Below are 17,845 nucleotides of genomic sequence, written 5' to 3' on the forward strand. Positions count from 1 at the left end.
GCTGCCCTGGCCCATCCGCGCGTCGGCCAGCGTATGCGCATTCGTCGGTACGTGCAACTAATGCAAGCCAGGCCAGGCGGCACCACGGCAGGCGATGATCGGGGCATGGAGGTTCTCAGCAGCCGCGTCCTGATCCGCCCGGCCGACCTGGAGTCGTCGCTGCGCTTCTACCGCGACGTGCTCGGGCTGGCCGTGTTCCGTGAGTTCGGGCCGCCCGAGCATCCGGGCGTGGTGTTCTTCCTCGGCCAGGGGCTGCTGGAGGTGTCCGGCCGATCCGACATCGGACCCATAGGGCCGGTCCGGATCTGGTTGCAGGTGCGCGACCTGCTCGCGGAGCACGAGCGGCTGGTTGCCCTGGGCGCGACGGTCGTACGCGAGCCGCGACGCGAGTTCTGGGGCCTCGACGAGATGTGGATCGAGGACCCGGACGGGGTGCCCATCGTGCTCGTCGAGGTGCCCGCCGACCATCCGCTGCGCCGCGACCTGCGCTGACCAGGCAGTAGGCGACTTGCCAAGCAGCCCTTCTTGCACTAGTACTTTATCTGTTACAGTACTCGACGTGCCCGATATACCTGACAGCGATACCTTCCTGGCGAGCGACGCGTTCGCCGCCGACCTCCTGCGAGGGCATACCGACACGATCGTGTTGGCGGTTCTCAGCCAGGGCGAGAGCTACGGCTTCGAGATCTTCAAGACGATCCGCGACGCCACCGGCGGCGCGTACGAGATCAAGGAGGCGACGCTCTACGCCAGCTACCGCCGCCTGCTCAAGGACGGCCTGGTCGAGGCCTACTGGGGCGACGAGACCCAGGGCGGCCGGCGCAAGTACTACCGCATCACCGACGCCGGACGCGCCGTGTACCACGACAACGTCAACGCCTGGGAGATCACCCGAGGCCTCATCGACACCCTGCTCGAACTGGGCAAGCCCGCTCGCACGGGCATCCCCCGACCCGGAAGGCGGCCGTGATGACCGACGACAGCCTGGCGATCCACCGCCTGCTCGACGAGGCGTACGCCGGAATCGAGATGACCCCCGAGGCGCGCGATCTCAAGGAGGAGATGCGCGCCAACCTGGTCGCCCGCATGGCCGAGCTCGGAGGATCCGGCGTGAGCGGAGCCGAGTCCGCGCGACGCGCGATGGCCGAACTGGGCGACATCCGCGCGATCGTGACCGAGACCGCCGCGACGTCGACCGCCGCGCCCTGGCTCGACCAGCGAGTGCGGCCACGACCGGCGTACGTCATCCGGACACTGCTGCTCTCGCTGCCGGCGGCAGCGGCACTGGCCGTGCTCGTCTGGTCCGTGCTCGACACGGCGGTGCACGGCTGGCAGCCGCTCGCCGCCGCGGTGCTGGCGCTGACCGGCGGCGTCATCGTGGCCGACGCGCTGCGGCAGGAGACCACCTCCAGCTATCCCCTGCCCACAACTCGCGCACTCGGCTACGGCGCGGCCGCGACACTCGGCCTGGCCGGTGCCGGATGCGTGGCGGCCGCCCGTCCCGAATGGCCGGTCGGGCTGCTGGTCGCCGCCGGGGTGCTGCTGGTCGCCTCCGCCGTCGCGTTCACCTACCTGGGCGTGACCCAGACCAACCGCCACAAGCCGTGGATGGTCCGGTTGCAGCGCGAGCACCAGGAGATGGCCGACGTGTTCGCGGGCGATCCGGCGGCCGCCGCCCGGTTCGGCATCTACACCGCGGCCATCTGGCTCGCCGCGCTCGCGGGCTTCGCGGTGCTGACCTTCACGGTCGGCTGGGCCTGGTCGTGGCTGGCCCTGCTAGGCGGCTTGCTGGCCATGCTGGTGATCATGGCCCGCACCATGTTCCGCCCGCGCGGCTCCGAGCCGCACCGCGCCGCCTAGCCATCTCCGGCCGGGTGCCCCGGCACCCGGCCGGTCATCCGGCGGACAGCCGCCAGGCCGCGTAGGCGATGCCGGCGAACAAGGCGGCCACGCGCCCGTCGCCGGCGGCCGTCAGCCGCCCAGGGCGACCAGCATGCCTTCGCAGCTGCGTACCACGGCTGCGGCCGCGCGCCGCTGATGCAGGCCCAGCCGCGGGTCCTCGGCGTGCTGCTGCCAGCGGTGCATGGCGTCGGCGGTCCGGTCCCACAGCTCGCCGCCGGACAGCTCGTGGTCGGCCCCCAGCCGCACCGCGGCGTCGGTGCCGTGGCCGCCCAACAGCCGGTGCGCCTCCGCGCCGGCCTCGCCGGTGAACGCGACCTGCCCGGACCGCATAGCCGCCAGCAGCCGCAGCTCACGGAAGTCGTGCGCGGTGGCGAGCAGCTGTTCCACCCGTGCGCGCAGGTGGACGCCGTCCTGGCCGGGCAGCCGGCGGGCGAGCCGGTCCAGGCCCGCCAGCGCGGTGCGGGCCTTGAGCACGGTGCGCCGTTCGACGAAGCAGCCGTTGACGACCTCGCGGAGTTCGGCCAGACCGCTGCGCCGCACGAGTTCGGCGGCGAGTTCGGCGCGGGTGGCGCAGCCGGTGCGGGCCAGCGTCAGGCTCGTGACCCGAACCCGCTGACCGCGCGTGAGCAGGAGGTCGCCGATCTCGTGCTGGCCGGGCTCACCTATCGCCAGATCGGCGAGAAGCTGTTCATCTCCGCCAAGACCGTGGAGCACCACATGGCCCGGATCCGCCGGCGGCTCGGCTGCGACAGCCGCAGCGAGCTGCTCGCGAAGCTCAGGGCGATGGCGGCCGAGCCAGGGCTACGCGATCCGGTATGACACGTCGGCCGTCATCGCGATGCCGATCCCGCCGACGACCCTCAGCTCCCCCGCGCCGGCCACCATCGCCGGGCGCTGCGAGCGCGCGTCCCTGACCTGGAAGGAGAAGCCCTGCCGGATCGTGTCGTCACCGCGCGGCTGGGCGACGTAGAACCGCTCGTCGCCGCCGAACGTCCACCCGCCGTCGGCGGTCCTGGCGAACAGGTAGACCGTGTCGAAGCTGTTGCGGGGCACCGCGATGGGCACGGTCTGGCCCTGCCCGTCCGGCAGCAGCCGCCACCCCACCGCGTGGGAGTCCCGGCCGCCGCACAGGGCGACGAACAGGGCGCGGCCGCTGTGGTTGTGCACCGTCAGCCGCCGGTTCGTGTCGGTCACCAGCCACGTCCCACCACCGCTGCCGGTCCCCAAGATCTCGAAAGGATCCATGCGCCGCCGTCTTCCCGAGGCTTCCAGGACACCGTCATGGTATCGACGAACATGACATCGGAAAGGGCTTGGCAATGACAACTGCGTGTCCTGACGATGTCCCGGCGGCGAGCACCATCGGGATCGGACCATCGCCCGAACAGGAGCCGCGCGCGGGTAAATGCTTTGCGCAGCCGAGAGACCGTCACGAGACTCCTCTGCCATGAACGAATCCACCTGGAAGCTCTTCGATCGCGTCGCCGCCGACTACGACCAGGTGGCCCCGTTCTTCGCCGAGTTCGGCCGCGCCATCGTGGACGTGCTCGACCCGCCCGCCGGCTGCCGGCTGCTCGACCTCGGCTCCGGACGGGGCGCGCTGACCGCGCCGGCCCTGGCCCGGGGCTGCGCCGTGACGGCCGTCGACGCGGCGCCGGCGATGGTCGAGCGGCTGGCCGCCGACCATCCGGCCGCGGTAGCCCACGTCATGGACGCCCAGGCCCTGGACCTTCCCTCGGACGCCTTCGACCTCGTCGTCTCCTCGTTCGTCGTCCACGTGCTCGACGATCCGGCAGCCGGCGTCGCCGAGGCGTATCGCGTGGCCGCGCCGGGCGGGCGGTTCGCGTTCACCGGCGGCAGCGCCCGCACCGCCGAGTTCGAGCGGGACACGCGGCCGGCCGCCGCAGCGCCGCCGCTCGCCCGCCGGATGGACGCCCTGTTCGAGGAGTTCGCGGTCCACCTGCCCCCGAACGGGAGCATGGGCCGGGTCGTGGACGCCGCGGACCTGCTGCAAGAGGCGGGTTTCGTGGACCTGCGGGTGGACCACGCCACGATCGCCGTCGAGTTCGCCGACAACGCGATGCTGTGGCGCTGGGCGATGAGCCACGGCTACCGGGCGTTCATCGAGGACCTGCCGGACGAGCACCGCCAGGAGTTCCACCGCCGGTGGATGGAGCTGCCCGCGACGGACCGGGTCCTGCAGCGGACCGCGGGGGTCTGGTCCGGCCGCAAACCCGGCTGAGCGTACGCGCGAACACGCCGTCGGCCGCTCGGGAAAATACCGGTGCGCGATCACCAACTCGCCGGCGGCGAACCGCGTGTTGGTGGCGGAGGTGACGGATGGACAGGTACGACGGTTTCCACGACTTCGTCGTCGCGCGGGGTGGTGCGCTGTCGCGCACGGCATACCTGCTCACGGGTGAGCATCACGCGGCCGAGGACCTGGTGCAGACCGCGCTGGCCAAGGCGGCGGCCCGGTGGCGGCAGATCGTGGACCAGGGCCAGCCCGAGGCGTACGTGCGCCGGATCATGGTCAACGAGCGGATCACGTGGTGGCGGCGGCGTCCGGCCAAGCCCGTCGCGTACGTGCCCGACCTGCCCGGCCCCGACGAACCCCACCAGATCGTCGACCGGATCGCGCTCGGGCAGGCGCTGGACACGCTGAGCCCGCGTCAGCGCACCGTCGTGGTGCTGCGCTTCTACGAGGACCTGTCCGAAGCGGAGACCGCCGCCGCCATGGGCTGCTCGATCGGCACCGTCAAGAGCCAGACCCACGTGGCGCTGGGCCACCTGCGCCGCGCACTGCCGTTGTTCGCCGAGCAGGCCGGACAGTACGCCGACGCGAACGCCGCGGTCGCCACGGCAGCCCGGCGGCGAGCCCGGCGCGCGGCCGTGGTCGCGGCACTGGCGCTGGTGCCGCTCGCCCTCGGGTTGATCGTCTACGCGACCCTCGGCCCCGCGAAGGCCCCGCCGCCGCTGACCCCCACGCCCATCTCGTCACCGCGCCCGTCGCTGGTCGCGCCGCCCGGCTCGCCCGCGCTGCCGGAGCGCGTGCCGGTGGCCGGGGCGGTGCTGCCGGACCTGCCGAAGGACCGCGGTGTCGGGCCCGCGTCGCTGCTGCGCGCGGACCTCGACGGCGGCGTGATGACGGTGCAGATAGCCGCCGCGTCAGGCTGGTACCAGCTGCGGATAACCGCCCCGGAACCGCATGTGCCCACACTCTGGCTGTCACCCGACGGCCGCTGGCTGAGCTGGACCGAGCAGAACGGGCAGGTCATGCTGCGCGACCTGACCGGCACCTCGCAGCGGCGCCTGGCCGGCAGCCCCTCCTTTTGGTCCCGCTCGGGCAACTGGCTCGTCATCGACGTGCCCTACCCGGCTGACGCTTTCGGCACGCGGCTGGTCCCGCTGGCCGGCGGCAAGGAGTATCCGTTGGCCCGCAGCGGCCGGTGGGACGACATCAAGGGCGTGCTCGACACCGGCGAGGTGCTGAGCGGCACCGCCGACAAACCCGGCAGGACCAGTTTCTCGCTGTCGGTGACCGATCCGCGTACCGGCCGTTCCCGCCGTGTCGACGTGGACGTCTCAGCCCTGCTGAAACCGGATGACCACGTGCTCGCTCACGCGGACCTGCCCGTTGTCGTCCCCGTCACCGGCAGCACCGCGGCGGTCCTGGTCTTCACGGCCGAGGACCGCGAGCACCGTGCCACGTACGTCGAGTTCTCGCTGGTGGACGGCACAGCGATGCATCGGATCGACCTGGCCGGGCACCGCGGGTCGGCCGAGATCTCGGCGTTCCCGTGCCTGCAGGGCCGCGACCTGATCTGGAGCGACGGGAAGGTGCTGCGGCGGGCCGTCTTCGGGACGACGACCGGCGGCGCGGCGCTCGACCTGCCCGCCGACGGTTTCTCCTATCGCCTCCCCGGCTGCCGGCGCGAGGCCGCGTACCGGGAGGGCTGAGACCGCTCTTGCCGGCCGGTGGCACCCGCGAAGTGGTGCCACCGGCCGTTGCTGAGTCCCCGTGGCGAGCCCCGCGAAACCGGGACTCGCATGACATAGTGACGCCTCCCCGGGCGCGTGTTGACAGGTGACACGAGGGAGGAACCTGATGGATGAGCTCGCCGAGCGCGAGTTCCGGGAGTATGTGGCGGTGCGGCAAGGGGCCCTGTACCGCGTCGCCTACCTGCTCACCGGGCATCACCAGGACGCCGAGGATCTGCTGCAGGTCGCGCTGACGAAGCTGGCGCTGCACTGGCCCAGGGTGCACCGGTCGGGGTCACCCGACGCGTACGTCCGCAAGATCCTGTATCGCCAGCACATCAGCGTCTGGCGGGTCAGCCGCAACCGCCGCGAGTATGCGACGGAGCTGGTGCCCGAGCGGGGCGCTGTCGAGGACCCGGCCGGTGAGACGGTCCTCAAGCTGGCGCTGGCGCGGGTGCTGGGCGAGCTGACCCGCAGGCAGCGGGCGGTGGTGGTGCTGCGCTACTACGAGGACCTGCCCGAGGCCGAGGTGGCCGCGCTGATGGGCACGTCGATCGGGACCGTTCGCAGTCAGGTCCATCGCACCCTGACGCGCCTTCGTGTGCTGTGTCCGGAGCTGAGATACATCGAGGAGCCAGTGTGAACACACCACCTGAACCTGAACTGAGAGAGGCGATGCGGCGGCTGTCGGAGGTCGCCGGGCCGGCGGACCTCGCCGATGCCGCGCTGCGGGGCGCGAAGGGCATGCGGCGCAGGCGCGCACTGGTGACGGCGGTGGCCGCGGTGACCGCGACCGCGGCGCTGGCCGTGCCGTTCGCGATGCGGGGCACGGCGCCGGCGAGTTCGCCCGGACTCACTCTGCCTGTGGGCGCCGCCGCGTCGCCGGCGAGCCTGGGTGAATGCCGGAACGCGCCGATGGTCAACCCCAGCACCAAGGAGGTCGCGCAGGAGCACTGGCCCGAGTATGTGCGGACGGTGCTGCGGCTGCTGCCCGACCGGGACGACTACGTCGTGCAGAACACCTACGACGTCTGCAACTGGGGCGAGCCGGGAGCCTCCAACGCCTACACGGTGATCAACCTGGGGCACCTTCGCGAGCACGGCCATCTGACCGTGAACCTGTACGTGTACGAGACGGCGGCGTGGGTGCCGCAGTCCTGCGCCGACCTGACCGCGTCCGCGGGCGCGGCACAGGACCTGGCTGTGCTGTTCTGCGAGGAGGGTGTCGGTGCCGCGCCGCTGCTCTACGGGACGGCCTATTCCAATACCACGGTCACGGTCGGGGCCGTCTACCCGGATCACCGGGCGGTGGTCATGGAGCGCAACGGCGTGGAGGCGGTCCCGGTGATCGACGTGGATGATCTGAAGACAGTGGTCGCCGACCAGGAGCTGCTGAGCCTCGTCCCGACTGCGGCAAACCCGCTGCCCACTCCGTCGGCGAACGTGCCTGAGGTCAAGGCGACCACCGCGCCGAAGAGCTGAACCGGTGGGCGATCACCTGCGGGAAGTCCCGCAGGTGATCGCCCTCGTCCGGCGGGAGCCGGGAGTTCGCCGTCCGGTCAGCTCCGGTGCAGCACGATCAGTTCGGCATCGTGGTCGGCGGTCCACTGGACCGGCAGGCCGACGGCGCTCAGGTGGCTGCCGGAGTACTCCGGTCCGTCCTGCTGCCGGTAGACGTCCCGGCGGCCGAGGCCGCGCAGGGGCAGGCGCACCGGCCGCGAGGGCAGCAGCCCGGGTCCGTCGAGGCGCCCGGTGTTCCAGGCGAGCACGACCACGGTCGCGCCGTCGGGCGCGGTGTACTGCACGGCGCAGCGGGCCTGGTCGGGGCCGCCGATCAGGTGCACCTCGCCGCGTTGGATCACCTGGCGGATCTGCTTGTACCGGGCGATCCATGAAGCCGCTTCGGCGCGCTGCTGCTCGTTCCAGTGCCGGATGTCGGCGCCGATGCCGAGCACGCCCGCCATGGCGAGCACGAACCGGAACGCCAGCGAGCGTGGCCGCGGGTCGAACAGGCCGGGCGCGTCGGTGACCCAGGAGCTGAGCAGGTGCGGCGCGTTGGCGTGCAGGAAGCCGTGCTGGATGGCGAGCCGGTCGAGCGGGCCGGTGTTGTCGCTGGGCCAGACCACGTCGGCGCGGGCGGCCATGGCCAGGTCGGTGCGGCCGCCGCCGCCCGCGCACGCCTCGATGATCACATCGGGGTGGTCGCGGCGCAGCTGCTCGTAGATGCGGTGCAGGTTGGCCACGTGTGCGCCGTCGAGGTCGACGGGTGCGGCGGTTCCGGCCCGGCCGGGTTCGGTGCGGGGGCGGTTGAAGTCCCACTTGAGGTAGCCGATGTCGTGGCGGCGCAGCAGCCCGTCGACGGTGCCGTGCACGAACTCGGCGACCTCGGGCCGGCCGAGGTCGAGCAGCAGCTGGTTGCGCACGAGGGTCTGCGGGCGGCCGTCGACGGCGTACACCCAGTCGGGGTGCTCGGCGTACAGCCGGGAGGCGGGGCTGACGCATTCGGGTTCGACCCACAGGCCGAAGGTGAGTCCCATGGCGCGGATCTGCGCGATGAACGTGTCGAACCCGTCGGGGAATTTGGCCTCGTCGACGGTCCAGTCGCCGAGCCCGCCGCGGTCGTCGTGGCGGCCGATGAACCAGCCGTCGTCGACGACGAACGCCTCCGCGCCGATGTCGGCGGCGGTGCGGGCCAGGGCGAGCTGGTTGCCGGCGTCGACGGCGAAGCCGGTGGCTTCCCACGAGTTGTAGAGCACCGGCCGGACCCGGTCGAGCCGATCGCCTGCGAGTCTGCGCTGGTAGGTGTGCCAGACGCGGGCGAGGCCGTCGAGGCCTTCACCGCTGTACGCGCCGGCGGCGACCGGCAGCGTGATCGTGCCGCCCGGGAGCAGTTCGAGCGGGCCGTCGGCGAGGTGGCGGCCCGCGGTGACGCGGGTCAGGCCGCCGGTGTCGCGCTGGGCGCTGATCTCCCAGGAGCCGGTCCAGGCCAGCGCGACGCCCCAGGCCGGGCCGGTCTCGTCGGCGCGGTCGCGCACGGCGAGCCAGGGCACGAACAGGTGCCCTGGCACGCCCTGGGCGCTGCCGACGGCGAACCGGCCCTGGCCGAGGTCGACGTGGTCGAGCTGGAACTCCTGCGCCCACTGGCCCCACTGGTAGCTGATCCGGGCCCCGTGCGGGGTGGGCAGGTTGAACCCGGCGGAGGCGGCCTGGACCAGGCGCAGCGTGGTGTCGCCGGGGTTGTGCAGTTCGGTCCACCGTTCGACGACGTCGGTGCCGTCGGGCATGCGGTAGCAGTGCTCGGCGCGCAGCCCGGTGACCGGGTCGGTGAACAGCACGCGCAGCTGCCGCTGGTCGCCGATCGCCTCCTGGAAGTCCCAGGACACGCGCCGGTCGCCGGTGGGCGGCTCGACGATCAGTTCCGCACCGGCGAAGGGCCGTACGCCGTCGGTGGCGTATTCGACCGGGGCGTAGTCCCCGGCGGTGAGGAACGGTGTCGGCCCGGTGTAGGCGACCGGCGACGGGCCCGCGCCGACGCCGTGCTGGCCCCAGGCGACCAGTTCCAGCCACCGGCCGTGGTCGGGCACGGCGACGGTGTACTCGGTGTGCTCGCCGCGCAGGGTCCACTGTCGGTTGCTCATTTGACTGCTCCGATCGCCAGGCCCGAGATGAAGTGGCGCTGGAAGGCGAGGAACACCGCGACCGTCGGCACGGCGGCGATGACCGTCCCGGCGGCGATGACGCTCCAGGACGACACGAACTGGCCCTGCAGGCCGAGCAGTGCCGGGGTGACCGGCATCGTGGCCTCGGTGCGGATGACGGTGATCGCCCACAGCAGGTCGTTGAAGATCCAGGTGAACGACAGCGCGCCGAGGGCGGCCAGGGCCGGTCGGGTCAGCGGCAGGATGACCCGGGTGAAGATCTGCCCGACGCCGGCCCCGTCGATGGTCGCGGCCTCCTGGATCTCGTTGGGCAGGTCGCGCATGAAGCCGTGCAGCACGAAGGTGTAGAACCCGAGTCCGAAGCCGACCTGCACGGCGATGAGCGCCCAGAGGGTGTCGTACAGGCCGGTCAGCTCGCTGAACTTGCTGACCGGGATGAGCACGATCTGCGGTGGGAGCAGGTTGCCGGCGAGCATCAGCAGCAGGATGGTGCGCCGGCCGGGGATGCGGTAGCGGCTCAGGGCGAAGGCCCCCATCGCGCCCAGGCCGAGGCTGAGCAGGACCGCGGGCACGGTGACCAGCAGGCTGTTGATGAGGGCCTGCAGCTGGCCGCCGTCGGTCCACGCCTGGACATAGGTGTCGAGGGTGAACGAGTGCGGCAGGCTGCCCACCCCGTTGCTGGCGATGTCGTCGAAGGTGCGGGTGGACAGGACGACGACCCAGATGATCGGGCCGAGCCACAGCAGCGACACGGCGATCATGGCGGCGTGGTAGCCGCCGGTGCGCAGCTTGCTGATCATGACTCCTCCCGGAAGGCGCGGACCAGGTAGCCGATGATGACCACGAGGGCGAGCAGGAAGATCACCACGGCGATCGCCGAGCCGTAGCCCAGGCGCAGGCTCTGGAACGCGGCCGAGTACATGTAGGTGCTCAGCAGTTCCGAGGAGTGGTACGGGCCGCCGCGGGTCAGCGACCAGACGATGTCGAACGAGCGCAGCGAGTCGATGACGATGACCGACAGGATGACCGCGTTGACGCCCTTGAGCTGCGGGACGGTGACGTGCCACAGCCGCTGCCAGCTGCTGGCGCCGTCGACTTTCGCCGCTTCGTGCACGGCCGGGTCGACGGCCTTGAGCCCGGCCAGGTAGAGCACCATGATGTAGCCGATCTGCCGCCACAGCGACGGGATGATCACGGCGTAGAACGCGGTTTCCGGGTCGGCCAGCCACGGCCGGATGAGGTGTTCGAGACCGACCGCGGTCAGCACCTGGTCGACGAGCCCGTCGGGCTGGTAGAAGACCCGCCAGACGAGCGCCGTGACGACCAGTGAGAACACGACCGGCAGGAACAGTGCGGCCCGGTAGAAACCGACGCCGCGGCGCTCGCGCTGCAGCGCCAGCGCCATGCCGAAGCCGCCGATGATGGACAGGCCGCCGAACAGCAGCAGCCACAGGACCGTGTTGCCGAGGGCGCCCCGGAAGACCGGGTCGCCGGCCAGCTCGACGTAGTTGTCGAAGCCGACGGGCACCGGGGCGGCCAACCCGTCCCACCGCGTGAACGAGAAGAAGACCCCTTGGATCGCGGGCCAGAACACCCAGATGCTCTCGACCACGAACGGCACCAGAACGAAGGTGAGCAGGAGCGGCGACGGCCGAAACGACCGCCGCCGCCGTGCAGTGCTGTTGGTGGAGCTGACCGCGGTCACGTCAGCCCTTGAAGACCTTCTCGGCGTTCTTCTGCCACTCGGCGAGGATCGCGTCGATCTGGTCGGGCTTGTCGATGAACCTGGTCAGCGCCGTGTCCGCGGTGGGCTGCAGCGCGTCGCTGGAGTCGCGGTTGAAGAACTGGGTGAGCTCGGCGGCGCCGGCCAGCATCGCCTTGCCCTTGGCGACCAGCGGCGTTTCGGCCGCCTTGGCCTTGGGGTGGGCGGGCAGGATGATGCCTGCGCTGTTGGCGACGTAGGCCTCCTGCGCCTCCACGGAGGCCACGTAGGTCAGCAGCGCCTTGGTGGCGGCCGGGTTGGCCGTCTTGGCGCTGGCGAACAGGCCGTCGGTGGGCGCCTCCTCCGCGACCGGGACCGCCGGGTCGATGATCGGGAACTGGAAGAAGTCGAGGTCCTCGACGACGTCCTTGGCGGTGGCGTCGGCCAGGAAGGTGCCGATGAGGAACATGCCGGTCTTGCCCGCGAGCAGGGCGGTGGTCGCCTCCTGGAACGGGTACGCCTTGCCCTTGGGGTCGAAGTACGGCAGGACCTCGCTCCACTTGGCGAAGACGGCCTTGACCTTGGGGTCGTCGAAGCGCTGCTTGCCGGCGAGCAGTTCGCGGTGGAACGGCGCGCCGTTGACGCGGATGTTGAGGTAGTCGAACCAGGCGGAGGCGACCCACGGGGTGTCGCCCAGGCCGATGCCGATCGGCGGGATGCCCTTGCTCTTGAGCGTCTGGCACAGGGTCAGGAACTCGGCCCAGGTCTTCGGCGGCTGCACGCCCCACTTGGCGAAGTTGGACTTGCGGTAGAAGAAGCCCCACCAGTAGTTGTTCATGGGGACGAAGATCTGCTTGCCGGTCTCGTCGGTGGACACGTTGCGCATCGCCGGGGTGTAGTCGCCCAGGCCCTGCCACACGTCGGACACGTCGAGCAGCAGGTTCTTGCGGGAGTACGCGTTGGCGACCGAGCCCGAGTACCAGGTGTACAGGTCCGGCGGGTTGGCGGAGCTGAGGTAGGTCGGCAGCTGGGTGCGGTAGATCTCGGTCGCGACGGTGTTCAGCGTCGCGGTGCCCTTGCCGAGCTTGTTGAAGTCGGCGATGAGCTTCTCGAGGCCGGACTTGGCCGCGCCGGTGAGGTTCGACTGGAGGGTGATGCCGCCGCCGGCGGGGGTGTTGCCGGAACCGGCGGAGCTGGCGCAGGCGCTGAGCAGGGGGCCCGCGCCGAGGGCGCCGAGGCCGGCGAGGCCGAGGCCGAGCAGCCGGCGACGACTGGGATCGAAGTCGCTCACTGAGGACATCCTTCCTGAGGGATGCTGGGGGTGACTGTGCGTATGTCGATCACGTAAATCCGTATGACGAACAGGTTGCATCGCGCCCCGGCAACTGTCAAGATATCTTCGTAATTAATGATTAGATCTCGAGTGGGGATCACTACTCCGGCAGATGGGGAGCCAGTCTATGCGCGGCCTTGACGGCAAGAACGCCCTGATCACAGGGGCGGCCGGCGGCATCGGCGCGGCCACCGCCCGCCGGCTGGCCGCCGAGGGCGTCGCCGTGGGCCTGCTCGACATCGCCGAAACCGGCCCGCTCGCCGACGAGATCAACCGCGCCGGAGGGCGCGCACTGTCAGTGACCGTCGATGTCTCCGACGAGGACGCCTGGACCGAGGCCGCCGCCACTGTTCGCGAAGCCTTCGGGCCGATCGGCATCCTGGTCAGCAACGCCTACGCCGTCGAGGTCACCCCGGCCCACCTGACCACCCGGCAGTCCTGGGACCACCAGCTCGCCGTCAGCCTCACCGGGACGTTCCTAGGCGTGCGCGCGTGTCTTGCCGACCTGCGCGCCGAGCACGGCGCGGTCGTGGTCGTCTCCTCGGTCCACGCCCTGGTCGGGCTGCCCGGCCGCCCCGCGTACGCCGCCGCCAAGGGCGGCCTGGTGGCCCTGGCCCGCCAGCTCGCCGTCGAGTACGGTCCCGAGATCCGCGTCAACACCGTGCTGCCCGGCCCGATCCTCACCGCCGCGTGGGACGACGTGTCCGAAGCGGACCGGCGGGCCAGCGTGGCCGAGACTGTGGCCAAGCGGTTCGGCACCCCCGACGAGGTCGCCGCCACGATAGCGTTCCTCGCCTCCGCCGACGCCGCCTACATCACCGGGACCAGCCTGGTGGTCGACGGCGGCTGGACCGCGACCAAGGCCTCGGCCTGACCTGACCGGCACCGACGAGCGAGAAGGCGCGAAGCATTGGCACAGTACACAGGACGCGGCGTCCACGGGCAGACCGTCGAGATCATCGCCGGGCGGATCCTCGCCGGCGAGATCGCCGAAGGCTCGACGATCAACCTCGCCGCGCTGCAGGCGGAACTCGACATCAGCCTCACCGTGATGCGTGAGGCGCTCAAGGTGCTCACCGCCAAGGGCCTGGTCGACGCCCGCCCCAAACGCGGCACGTTCGTGCGCCCCCGCGCCGCCTGGAACCTGCTCGACGCCGACGTCATCCGCTGGCAGTTCGCCGGCGGCGCCGACGCCTCGCTGCTCGACCAGCTGCACGAGGTACGCGCCATCATGGAACCCGCCGCCGCGAGACTCGCCGCCGCCCGCGCCACCGACGACGACCTCGCCGCGCTCGACGCCGCGCTGGCCCAGATGGCCGACGCCCAGGACGACCCGGCCGCCGCCGTCGCCGCCGACCTGAACTTCCACCGTGCCCTGCTGCACGCCGCCCACAACGAGTGGCTCGAACGGATGAAGGTCGTCATGGAGACCGGCCTGGCCGAACGCGACAAGCTCGTGCACGGCGCGCAGCACCACGACGACCCTGTCCCCAGTCACCAGGCCGTCGTGGCCGCGATCCGCGCCCGCGACGCTGCGGCCGCCGAACGCGCCATGGGTGACCTGCTGGACAAGGCAGCACAGGACGTCGACCACGTCCGCAAGCAGAAGGACACCCGGTGAAGATCGACCGTATCGAGACCTTCCTCGTCGCGCCACGCTGGCTGTTCTGCCGCGTACAGACCGACGACGGGCTGGTCGGCTGGGGCGAGCCCGTCGTGGAAGGCCGGGCCGAAGTCGTCCGGGCCGCCGTCGACACGCTCGCCGAACTCCTCATCGGCGAGGACCCGCTGCGCATCGAGCACCACTGGCAGGTGCTGACCAAGGGCGGCTTCTACCGCGGCGGCCCCGTGCTGTCCAGCGCCGTCGCCGGGCTCGACCAGGCCCTGTGGGACATCGCCGGGCAGGCGTACGGCGCGCCCGTGCACGCCCTGCTCGGTGGCCCGGTCCGCGACCGGGTGCGCGTCTACGCCTGGATCGGCGGCGACGACCCGTCCGAGATCGGCGAACAGGCCGCCGCACAGGTCGCCGCCGGGATGACCGCGGTCAAGATGAACGCCTCCGGCCGGCTGTCCCCCATCCCGACCTCCGCCGAGGTCGACGCCGTCGTCAGCCGCGTCGCCGCCGCCCGCGAGGCCCTCGGCGAGCACCGCGACATCGCCGTGGACTTCCACGGCCGGGCCGGGTCGGCGGCCGTACGCCGCATCCTGCCCGAGATCGCGCCGCTGCGGCCGTTCTTCGCCGAGGAGCCGGTCCTGCCCGACCAGGCCCACCGCCTGCACGACATCGTGACCTGCTCCCCCGTGCCGATCGCCACCGGCGAGCGCCTCTACGGCCGGGCCGAGTTCCTCGCCCCGCTGCAGGCCGGTGTCGCGGTCGTGCAGCCCGACCTGTCCCACGCGGGCGGCATCTCCGAGGTGCGGCGCATCGCCGCGCTCGCCGAGACCCACGGCGCGGTGCTCGCCCCGCACTGCCCGCTGGGCCCGATCTCGCTGGCCGCGAGCCTGCAGGTCGCGCTGGCCACGCCGAACTTCCTGATCCAGGAACAGAGCATCGGCATCCACTACCACCAGGGCAGCGAGCTGCTCGACTACCTGGTCGACCCGGCGCCGTTCGCGTTCGTCGACGGCCACATCAACCGCCTGGACGCCCCGGGGCTGGGCATCACCGTCGACGAGGCCGCCGTACGCAAGGCCGACGCGACCGGTCACGCCTGGCGCAACCCGGTCTGGCGGCACGACGACGGCTCCTTCGCCGAATGGTGACCGACGCACCGATCGCGCTGCACGCCGAGCTGGACCCCGCCCACGGCGGCCGGTGGACCAGCCTGTCCGGCGGCGGCCGCGAATGGCTCTGGCACCGCCCCGGCACCGGCCGCGACGACGTCCGCCCCGGTGACGCCTTCGTCGACGCCGGCGGCCTGGAGGAATGCCTGCCGACCGTACGCGGCCTGCCCGACCACGGCGACCTCTGGCCCCACACCTGGCAGCAGGACCCGGGCCGGCGCACCGACCCGGGCGGGCGACACCCCCACGCCTGCGGTGGCGGCGAAGCCGGACGCGACAGCGGCGGTTCCGGCTACGACGGCGCCGCGACCAGCGACGAGCCCGCGTCCCGCGCGACGATCACCCGGCCCGAGTTCACCTTGACCAGGACCGTGCACCACCGCGACGGCGCGGTCGTCGTCGGCTACACCCTGGCTGCCGACCCCGGCTACCGGTTCGTGTGGGCCGCCCACGCCCTGCTCGACCTGAGCCCCACCGCCCGCCTGGACGCACCCGACGGCACCACCACCAGGCTGTACCCCGAAGCCGCACCGCTGCTCGCCGAACCCTGGCCCGGCGACCGCCCCTGGCTCGAAGGTCCCTGGCCCGCCCCGGCCGGGCTGGCCCTGGACAGGCTCGGCCCCGACGACGGCACCGCGCTCGGCGCGATCCTCACCGACTGCCCGACCGTGCACGTCACCGACGGAGCCGACCGGCTCACCCTGCGCCTGGACTGCGACGGCCAGCCCCGCTCCACCGCCCTGTGGCGCAACCTGCGCGGCTGGCCCCAGCCCGGCCCCTACCGCAGCATCGGCGTCGAACCGATGCTCGGCGCCGTCTTCGACCTCGCCGAAGCAGGCTCCGGCGACGCCGCCGAAGTGCCCGCGTCCGGCCAGATCACCTGGCGGCTCACCATCACCGCTCACCGCCGCGGAGGCACCACCCGATGAACCTGCTCGACACCCTGCGCGCCCACCGGCTGCTCGCGATCGTGCGCGGCCCCGACCCGCAGGCCGCCCTGGACAGCGTGCTCGCCCTCGCCGACAGCGGCGTCAACCTGATCGAGGTGTCGCTGACCGCCGCCGGAGCGCTGGACACGATCCGCCGCGCCCGCGCCGCGCTCGGCCCCGGGTTCGCGCTCGGCGCGGGGACGGTGCTCACCGAGACCGACGCCCGCCAGGCCGCCGACGCCGGAGCGACCTTCCTGGTCACCCCCGCGATCGCGCCCAGTCTCGCCGAAGCCGCCCGTCTCGGCCTGCCCGTGCTGGCCGGTGCGCTGACCCCCAGCGAGGTCGTGCAGGCCACGCTCGCCGGGGCGGCGGCGGTCAAGCTGTTCCCCGCCTCCATCGGCGGCCCCGGCTACCTGCGGGCGCTGCGCGACCCGTTCCCGCAGACCGCGTTCGTGCCCGTCGGCGGCGTCGACGCCACCCTGGCCCCGCAGTACCTGCAGGCGGGCGCGATCGCGGTCGGGGTCGGGTCGCCGCTGCTCGGCGATGCCGTACGGGGCGGCGACCTGGCCGCGCTGCGCGAGCGCGCCCAGGCGTTCCTCGCTGGAGCGGCCGCATGACTGACGTGCTCACCCTCGGCGAGACCATGGCCGCGTTCCGGATGGCCGGGCCCTTGCGGCTCGGCGGCCCGGCGCACCTGTCGATCGCCGGTTCCGAGTCCACCGTCGCGATCGGGCTGGCCCGGCTCGGCCACCGGGTGAGCTGGCTCGGCGTCACCGGCGCGGACGAGCCCGGTGAACTGGTACGCCGCAGCCTGCGCGCCGAAGGCGTCGACATCTCTTTGGCGCGCATCGACGCCCACGCCCCCACCGGGCTGATCCTGTTCGAGCCCCGGGTCGGCGACCTCACCCGGGTCGTCTACCACCGCACCGGCTCGGCCGGCTCCCGGCTGACCGCCGACGACGTGCATCCCGCGTTCGCCGACGGCCGCACGCCGCGGATCGTGCACGTCACCGGCATCACCTGCGCCCTCGGCGACGGCCCGTACGAGGCGGTGCGGTACGCCGTCGGACACGCGCGGGCCGCGGGCAGCCTGGTCAGCCTCGACGTCAACCACCGCAGCCGGCTCTGGTCGGTGCGGCAGGCCGCGGAAGCGCTACGGCCCCTGCTGCCCTCCCTCGACCTGGTCATCGCCTCCGACGACGAACTCGCGGTGCTCACCGACGACCTCGACCCGGTCGCCGCGCTGCTGGCCGCGGGCGTACGCGAAGTCGTGGTCAAGCACGGCGCGGGCGGCGCGACCAGCCACGGCGAGCACGGCACACTGCACCGGCCCGCCCGGCGGGTGCCGGTCGTCGACACCGTCGGCGCGGGCGACGCGTTCGTGGCCGGCTACCTGTCCGGCGTGCTCGACGGTGCCGACGCGGCGGCACGGCTCGACCGCGCCGTCACCGTCGGGGCGTTCGCGGTCGCCACCCGCGGCGACTGGGAAGGGCTGCCGTCTCGCGACGACCTCGCCCTGCTCGACCACGACCCCGGCAGCGCCGTCCGCTGAAGC

20 protein-coding genes are annotated in these 17,845 nt (G+C 72.2%); 14 read left to right on the forward strand and 6 right to left on the reverse strand.

Translation table 11 applies throughout. The annotated features are described in order from the left end of the window. Positions 1 to 105 precede the first annotated feature (105 nt). From AB0B35_RS22925 to AB0B35_RS22935, 3 genes are all read left to right on the forward strand, one after another. The gene (locus tag AB0B35_RS22925) at positions 106 to 492 is read left to right on the forward strand and encodes a VOC family protein (RefSeq protein ID WP_361048710.1); all 387 of its coding nucleotides are present in this window, start codon (positions 106 to 108) and stop codon (positions 490 to 492) included. A 67-nt stretch (positions 493 to 559) separates the two neighbouring features. Then, positions 560 to 970: a PadR family transcriptional regulator gene (locus AB0B35_RS22930; RefSeq protein WP_361048712.1), complete on the forward strand. Its 411-nt coding sequence runs from the start codon at positions 560 to 562 to the stop codon at positions 968 to 970. Beyond that, on the forward strand, positions 970 to 1,860 hold the full coding sequence (locus AB0B35_RS22935) for a permease prefix domain 1-containing protein (RefSeq protein ID WP_361048714.1): 891 nt from the start codon (positions 970 to 972) through the stop codon (positions 1,858 to 1,860). The genes AB0B35_RS22930 and AB0B35_RS22935 overlap by 1 nt, the downstream gene beginning before the upstream one ends. A gap of 111 nt (positions 1,861 to 1,971) precedes the next feature. Here AB0B35_RS22935 and AB0B35_RS22940 read toward each other — a convergent pair whose 3' ends face one another. Continuing rightward, on the reverse strand, positions 1,972 to 2,616 hold the full coding sequence (locus tag AB0B35_RS22940) for a hypothetical protein (RefSeq protein ID WP_361048852.1): 645 nt from the start codon (positions 2,614 to 2,616) through the stop codon (positions 1,972 to 1,974). Between AB0B35_RS22940 and AB0B35_RS22945 the strand changes: the two genes are divergently transcribed. Continuing rightward, positions 2,548 to 2,721, forward strand: coding sequence for a helix-turn-helix transcriptional regulator (locus AB0B35_RS22945; RefSeq protein WP_361048716.1), 174 nt, complete (start codon positions 2,548 to 2,550; stop codon positions 2,719 to 2,721). The genes AB0B35_RS22940 and AB0B35_RS22945 overlap by 69 nt on opposite strands. Here AB0B35_RS22945 and AB0B35_RS22950 read toward each other — a convergent pair. Further along, a complete protein-coding gene (locus tag AB0B35_RS22950) occupies positions 2,704 to 3,096 on the reverse strand; it encodes a hypothetical protein (RefSeq protein ID WP_361048718.1) in 393 nt (130 codons plus the stop codon). The two genes, AB0B35_RS22945 and AB0B35_RS22950, sit on opposite strands and share 18 nt — an antisense overlap. Positions 3,097 to 3,349: 253 nt before the next feature. On the opposite strand from AB0B35_RS22950, the gene AB0B35_RS22955 reads away from it, so the two are divergent. From AB0B35_RS22955 to AB0B35_RS22970, 4 genes are all read left to right on the forward strand, one after another. Continuing rightward, positions 3,350 to 4,144 carry a methyltransferase domain-containing protein gene (locus AB0B35_RS22955; RefSeq protein ID WP_361048720.1) on the forward strand — a complete coding sequence of 265 codons (795 nt, stop codon included), beginning with the start codon at positions 3,350 to 3,352 and terminating at the stop codon, positions 4,142 to 4,144. A 98-nt stretch (positions 4,145 to 4,242) separates the two neighbouring features. Next, complete coding sequence (locus AB0B35_RS22960) at positions 4,243 to 5,862, forward strand: SigE family RNA polymerase sigma factor (RefSeq protein WP_361048722.1); 1,620 nt, start codon at positions 4,243 to 4,245, stop codon at positions 5,860 to 5,862. Between the two features lie 148 nt (positions 5,863 to 6,010). After that, positions 6,011 to 6,526, forward strand: coding sequence for a SigE family RNA polymerase sigma factor (locus AB0B35_RS22965; protein ID WP_360525058.1), 516 nt, complete (start codon positions 6,011 to 6,013; stop codon positions 6,524 to 6,526). Further along, the gene (locus AB0B35_RS22970; RefSeq protein WP_361048724.1) at positions 6,523 to 7,365 is read left to right on the forward strand and encodes a hypothetical protein; all 843 of its coding nucleotides are present in this window, start codon (positions 6,523 to 6,525) and stop codon (positions 7,363 to 7,365) included. Before AB0B35_RS22965 ends, AB0B35_RS22970 begins: the two co-directional genes overlap by 4 nt. Positions 7,366 to 7,442: 77 nt before the next feature. On the opposite strand, the gene AB0B35_RS22975 is transcribed toward AB0B35_RS22970, so the two are convergent. The 4 genes from AB0B35_RS22975 to AB0B35_RS22990 form a co-directional block, all read right to left on the reverse strand. Next, positions 7,443 to 9,521, reverse strand: coding sequence for an alpha-galactosidase (locus AB0B35_RS22975; RefSeq protein ID WP_361048726.1), 2,079 nt, complete (start codon positions 9,519 to 9,521; stop codon positions 7,443 to 7,445). After that, the gene (locus tag AB0B35_RS22980) at positions 9,518 to 10,342 is read right to left on the reverse strand and encodes a carbohydrate ABC transporter permease (protein WP_360525049.1); all 825 of its coding nucleotides are present in this window, start codon (positions 10,340 to 10,342) and stop codon (positions 9,518 to 9,520) included. Before AB0B35_RS22980 ends, AB0B35_RS22975 begins: the two co-directional genes overlap by 4 nt. Next, positions 10,339 to 11,163, reverse strand: a complete 825-nt coding sequence (locus AB0B35_RS22985; protein WP_361048728.1) for a sugar ABC transporter permease — start codon at positions 11,161 to 11,163, stop codon at positions 10,339 to 10,341. The genes AB0B35_RS22980 and AB0B35_RS22985 overlap by 4 nt, the downstream gene beginning before the upstream one ends. Positions 11,164 to 11,248: 85 nt before the next feature. Next, positions 11,249 to 12,535: an extracellular solute-binding protein gene (locus AB0B35_RS22990; protein WP_361048730.1), complete on the reverse strand. Its 1,287-nt coding sequence runs from the start codon at positions 12,533 to 12,535 to the stop codon at positions 11,249 to 11,251. A gap of 169 nt (positions 12,536 to 12,704) precedes the next feature. Between AB0B35_RS22990 and AB0B35_RS22995 the strand changes: the two genes are divergently transcribed. Genes AB0B35_RS22995 through AB0B35_RS23020 form a run of 6 tightly spaced genes read left to right on the forward strand, consistent with a single transcriptional unit; the run spans position 12,705 to position 17,842 of the window. Continuing rightward, positions 12,705 to 13,451: an SDR family oxidoreductase gene (locus AB0B35_RS22995; protein ID WP_361048732.1), complete on the forward strand. Its 747-nt coding sequence runs from the start codon at positions 12,705 to 12,707 to the stop codon at positions 13,449 to 13,451. A 36-nt stretch (positions 13,452 to 13,487) separates the two neighbouring features. Continuing rightward, positions 13,488 to 14,198, forward strand: a complete 711-nt coding sequence (locus AB0B35_RS23000) for an FCD domain-containing protein (RefSeq protein WP_361048734.1) — start codon at positions 13,488 to 13,490, stop codon at positions 14,196 to 14,198. Beyond that, positions 14,195 to 15,340 (forward strand): galactonate dehydratase, encoded by a 1,146-nt coding sequence (dgoD, locus tag AB0B35_RS23005; protein ID WP_361048736.1) that lies wholly within the window; start codon positions 14,195 to 14,197, stop codon positions 15,338 to 15,340. Before AB0B35_RS23000 ends, dgoD begins: the two co-directional genes overlap by 4 nt. Further along, positions 15,334 to 16,290 (forward strand): hypothetical protein, encoded by a 957-nt coding sequence (locus AB0B35_RS23010; RefSeq protein ID WP_361048738.1) that lies wholly within the window; start codon positions 15,334 to 15,336, stop codon positions 16,288 to 16,290. The genes dgoD and AB0B35_RS23010 overlap by 7 nt, the downstream gene beginning before the upstream one ends. Next, positions 16,287 to 16,907, forward strand: coding sequence for a bifunctional 4-hydroxy-2-oxoglutarate aldolase/2-dehydro-3-deoxy-phosphogluconate aldolase (locus AB0B35_RS23015; RefSeq protein ID WP_361048740.1), 621 nt, complete (start codon positions 16,287 to 16,289; stop codon positions 16,905 to 16,907). Before AB0B35_RS23010 ends, AB0B35_RS23015 begins: the two co-directional genes overlap by 4 nt. Further along, positions 16,904 to 17,842: a sugar kinase gene (locus AB0B35_RS23020; protein ID WP_361048742.1), complete on the forward strand. Its 939-nt coding sequence runs from the start codon at positions 16,904 to 16,906 to the stop codon at positions 17,840 to 17,842. Before AB0B35_RS23015 ends, AB0B35_RS23020 begins: the two co-directional genes overlap by 4 nt. Positions 17,843 to 17,845: the final 3 nt, after the last annotated feature.

This window comes from Catellatospora sp. NPDC049133, from assembly GCF_040648455.1.
GTDB lineage: Bacteria > Actinomycetota > Actinomycetes > Mycobacteriales > Micromonosporaceae > Catellatospora > Catellatospora aurea.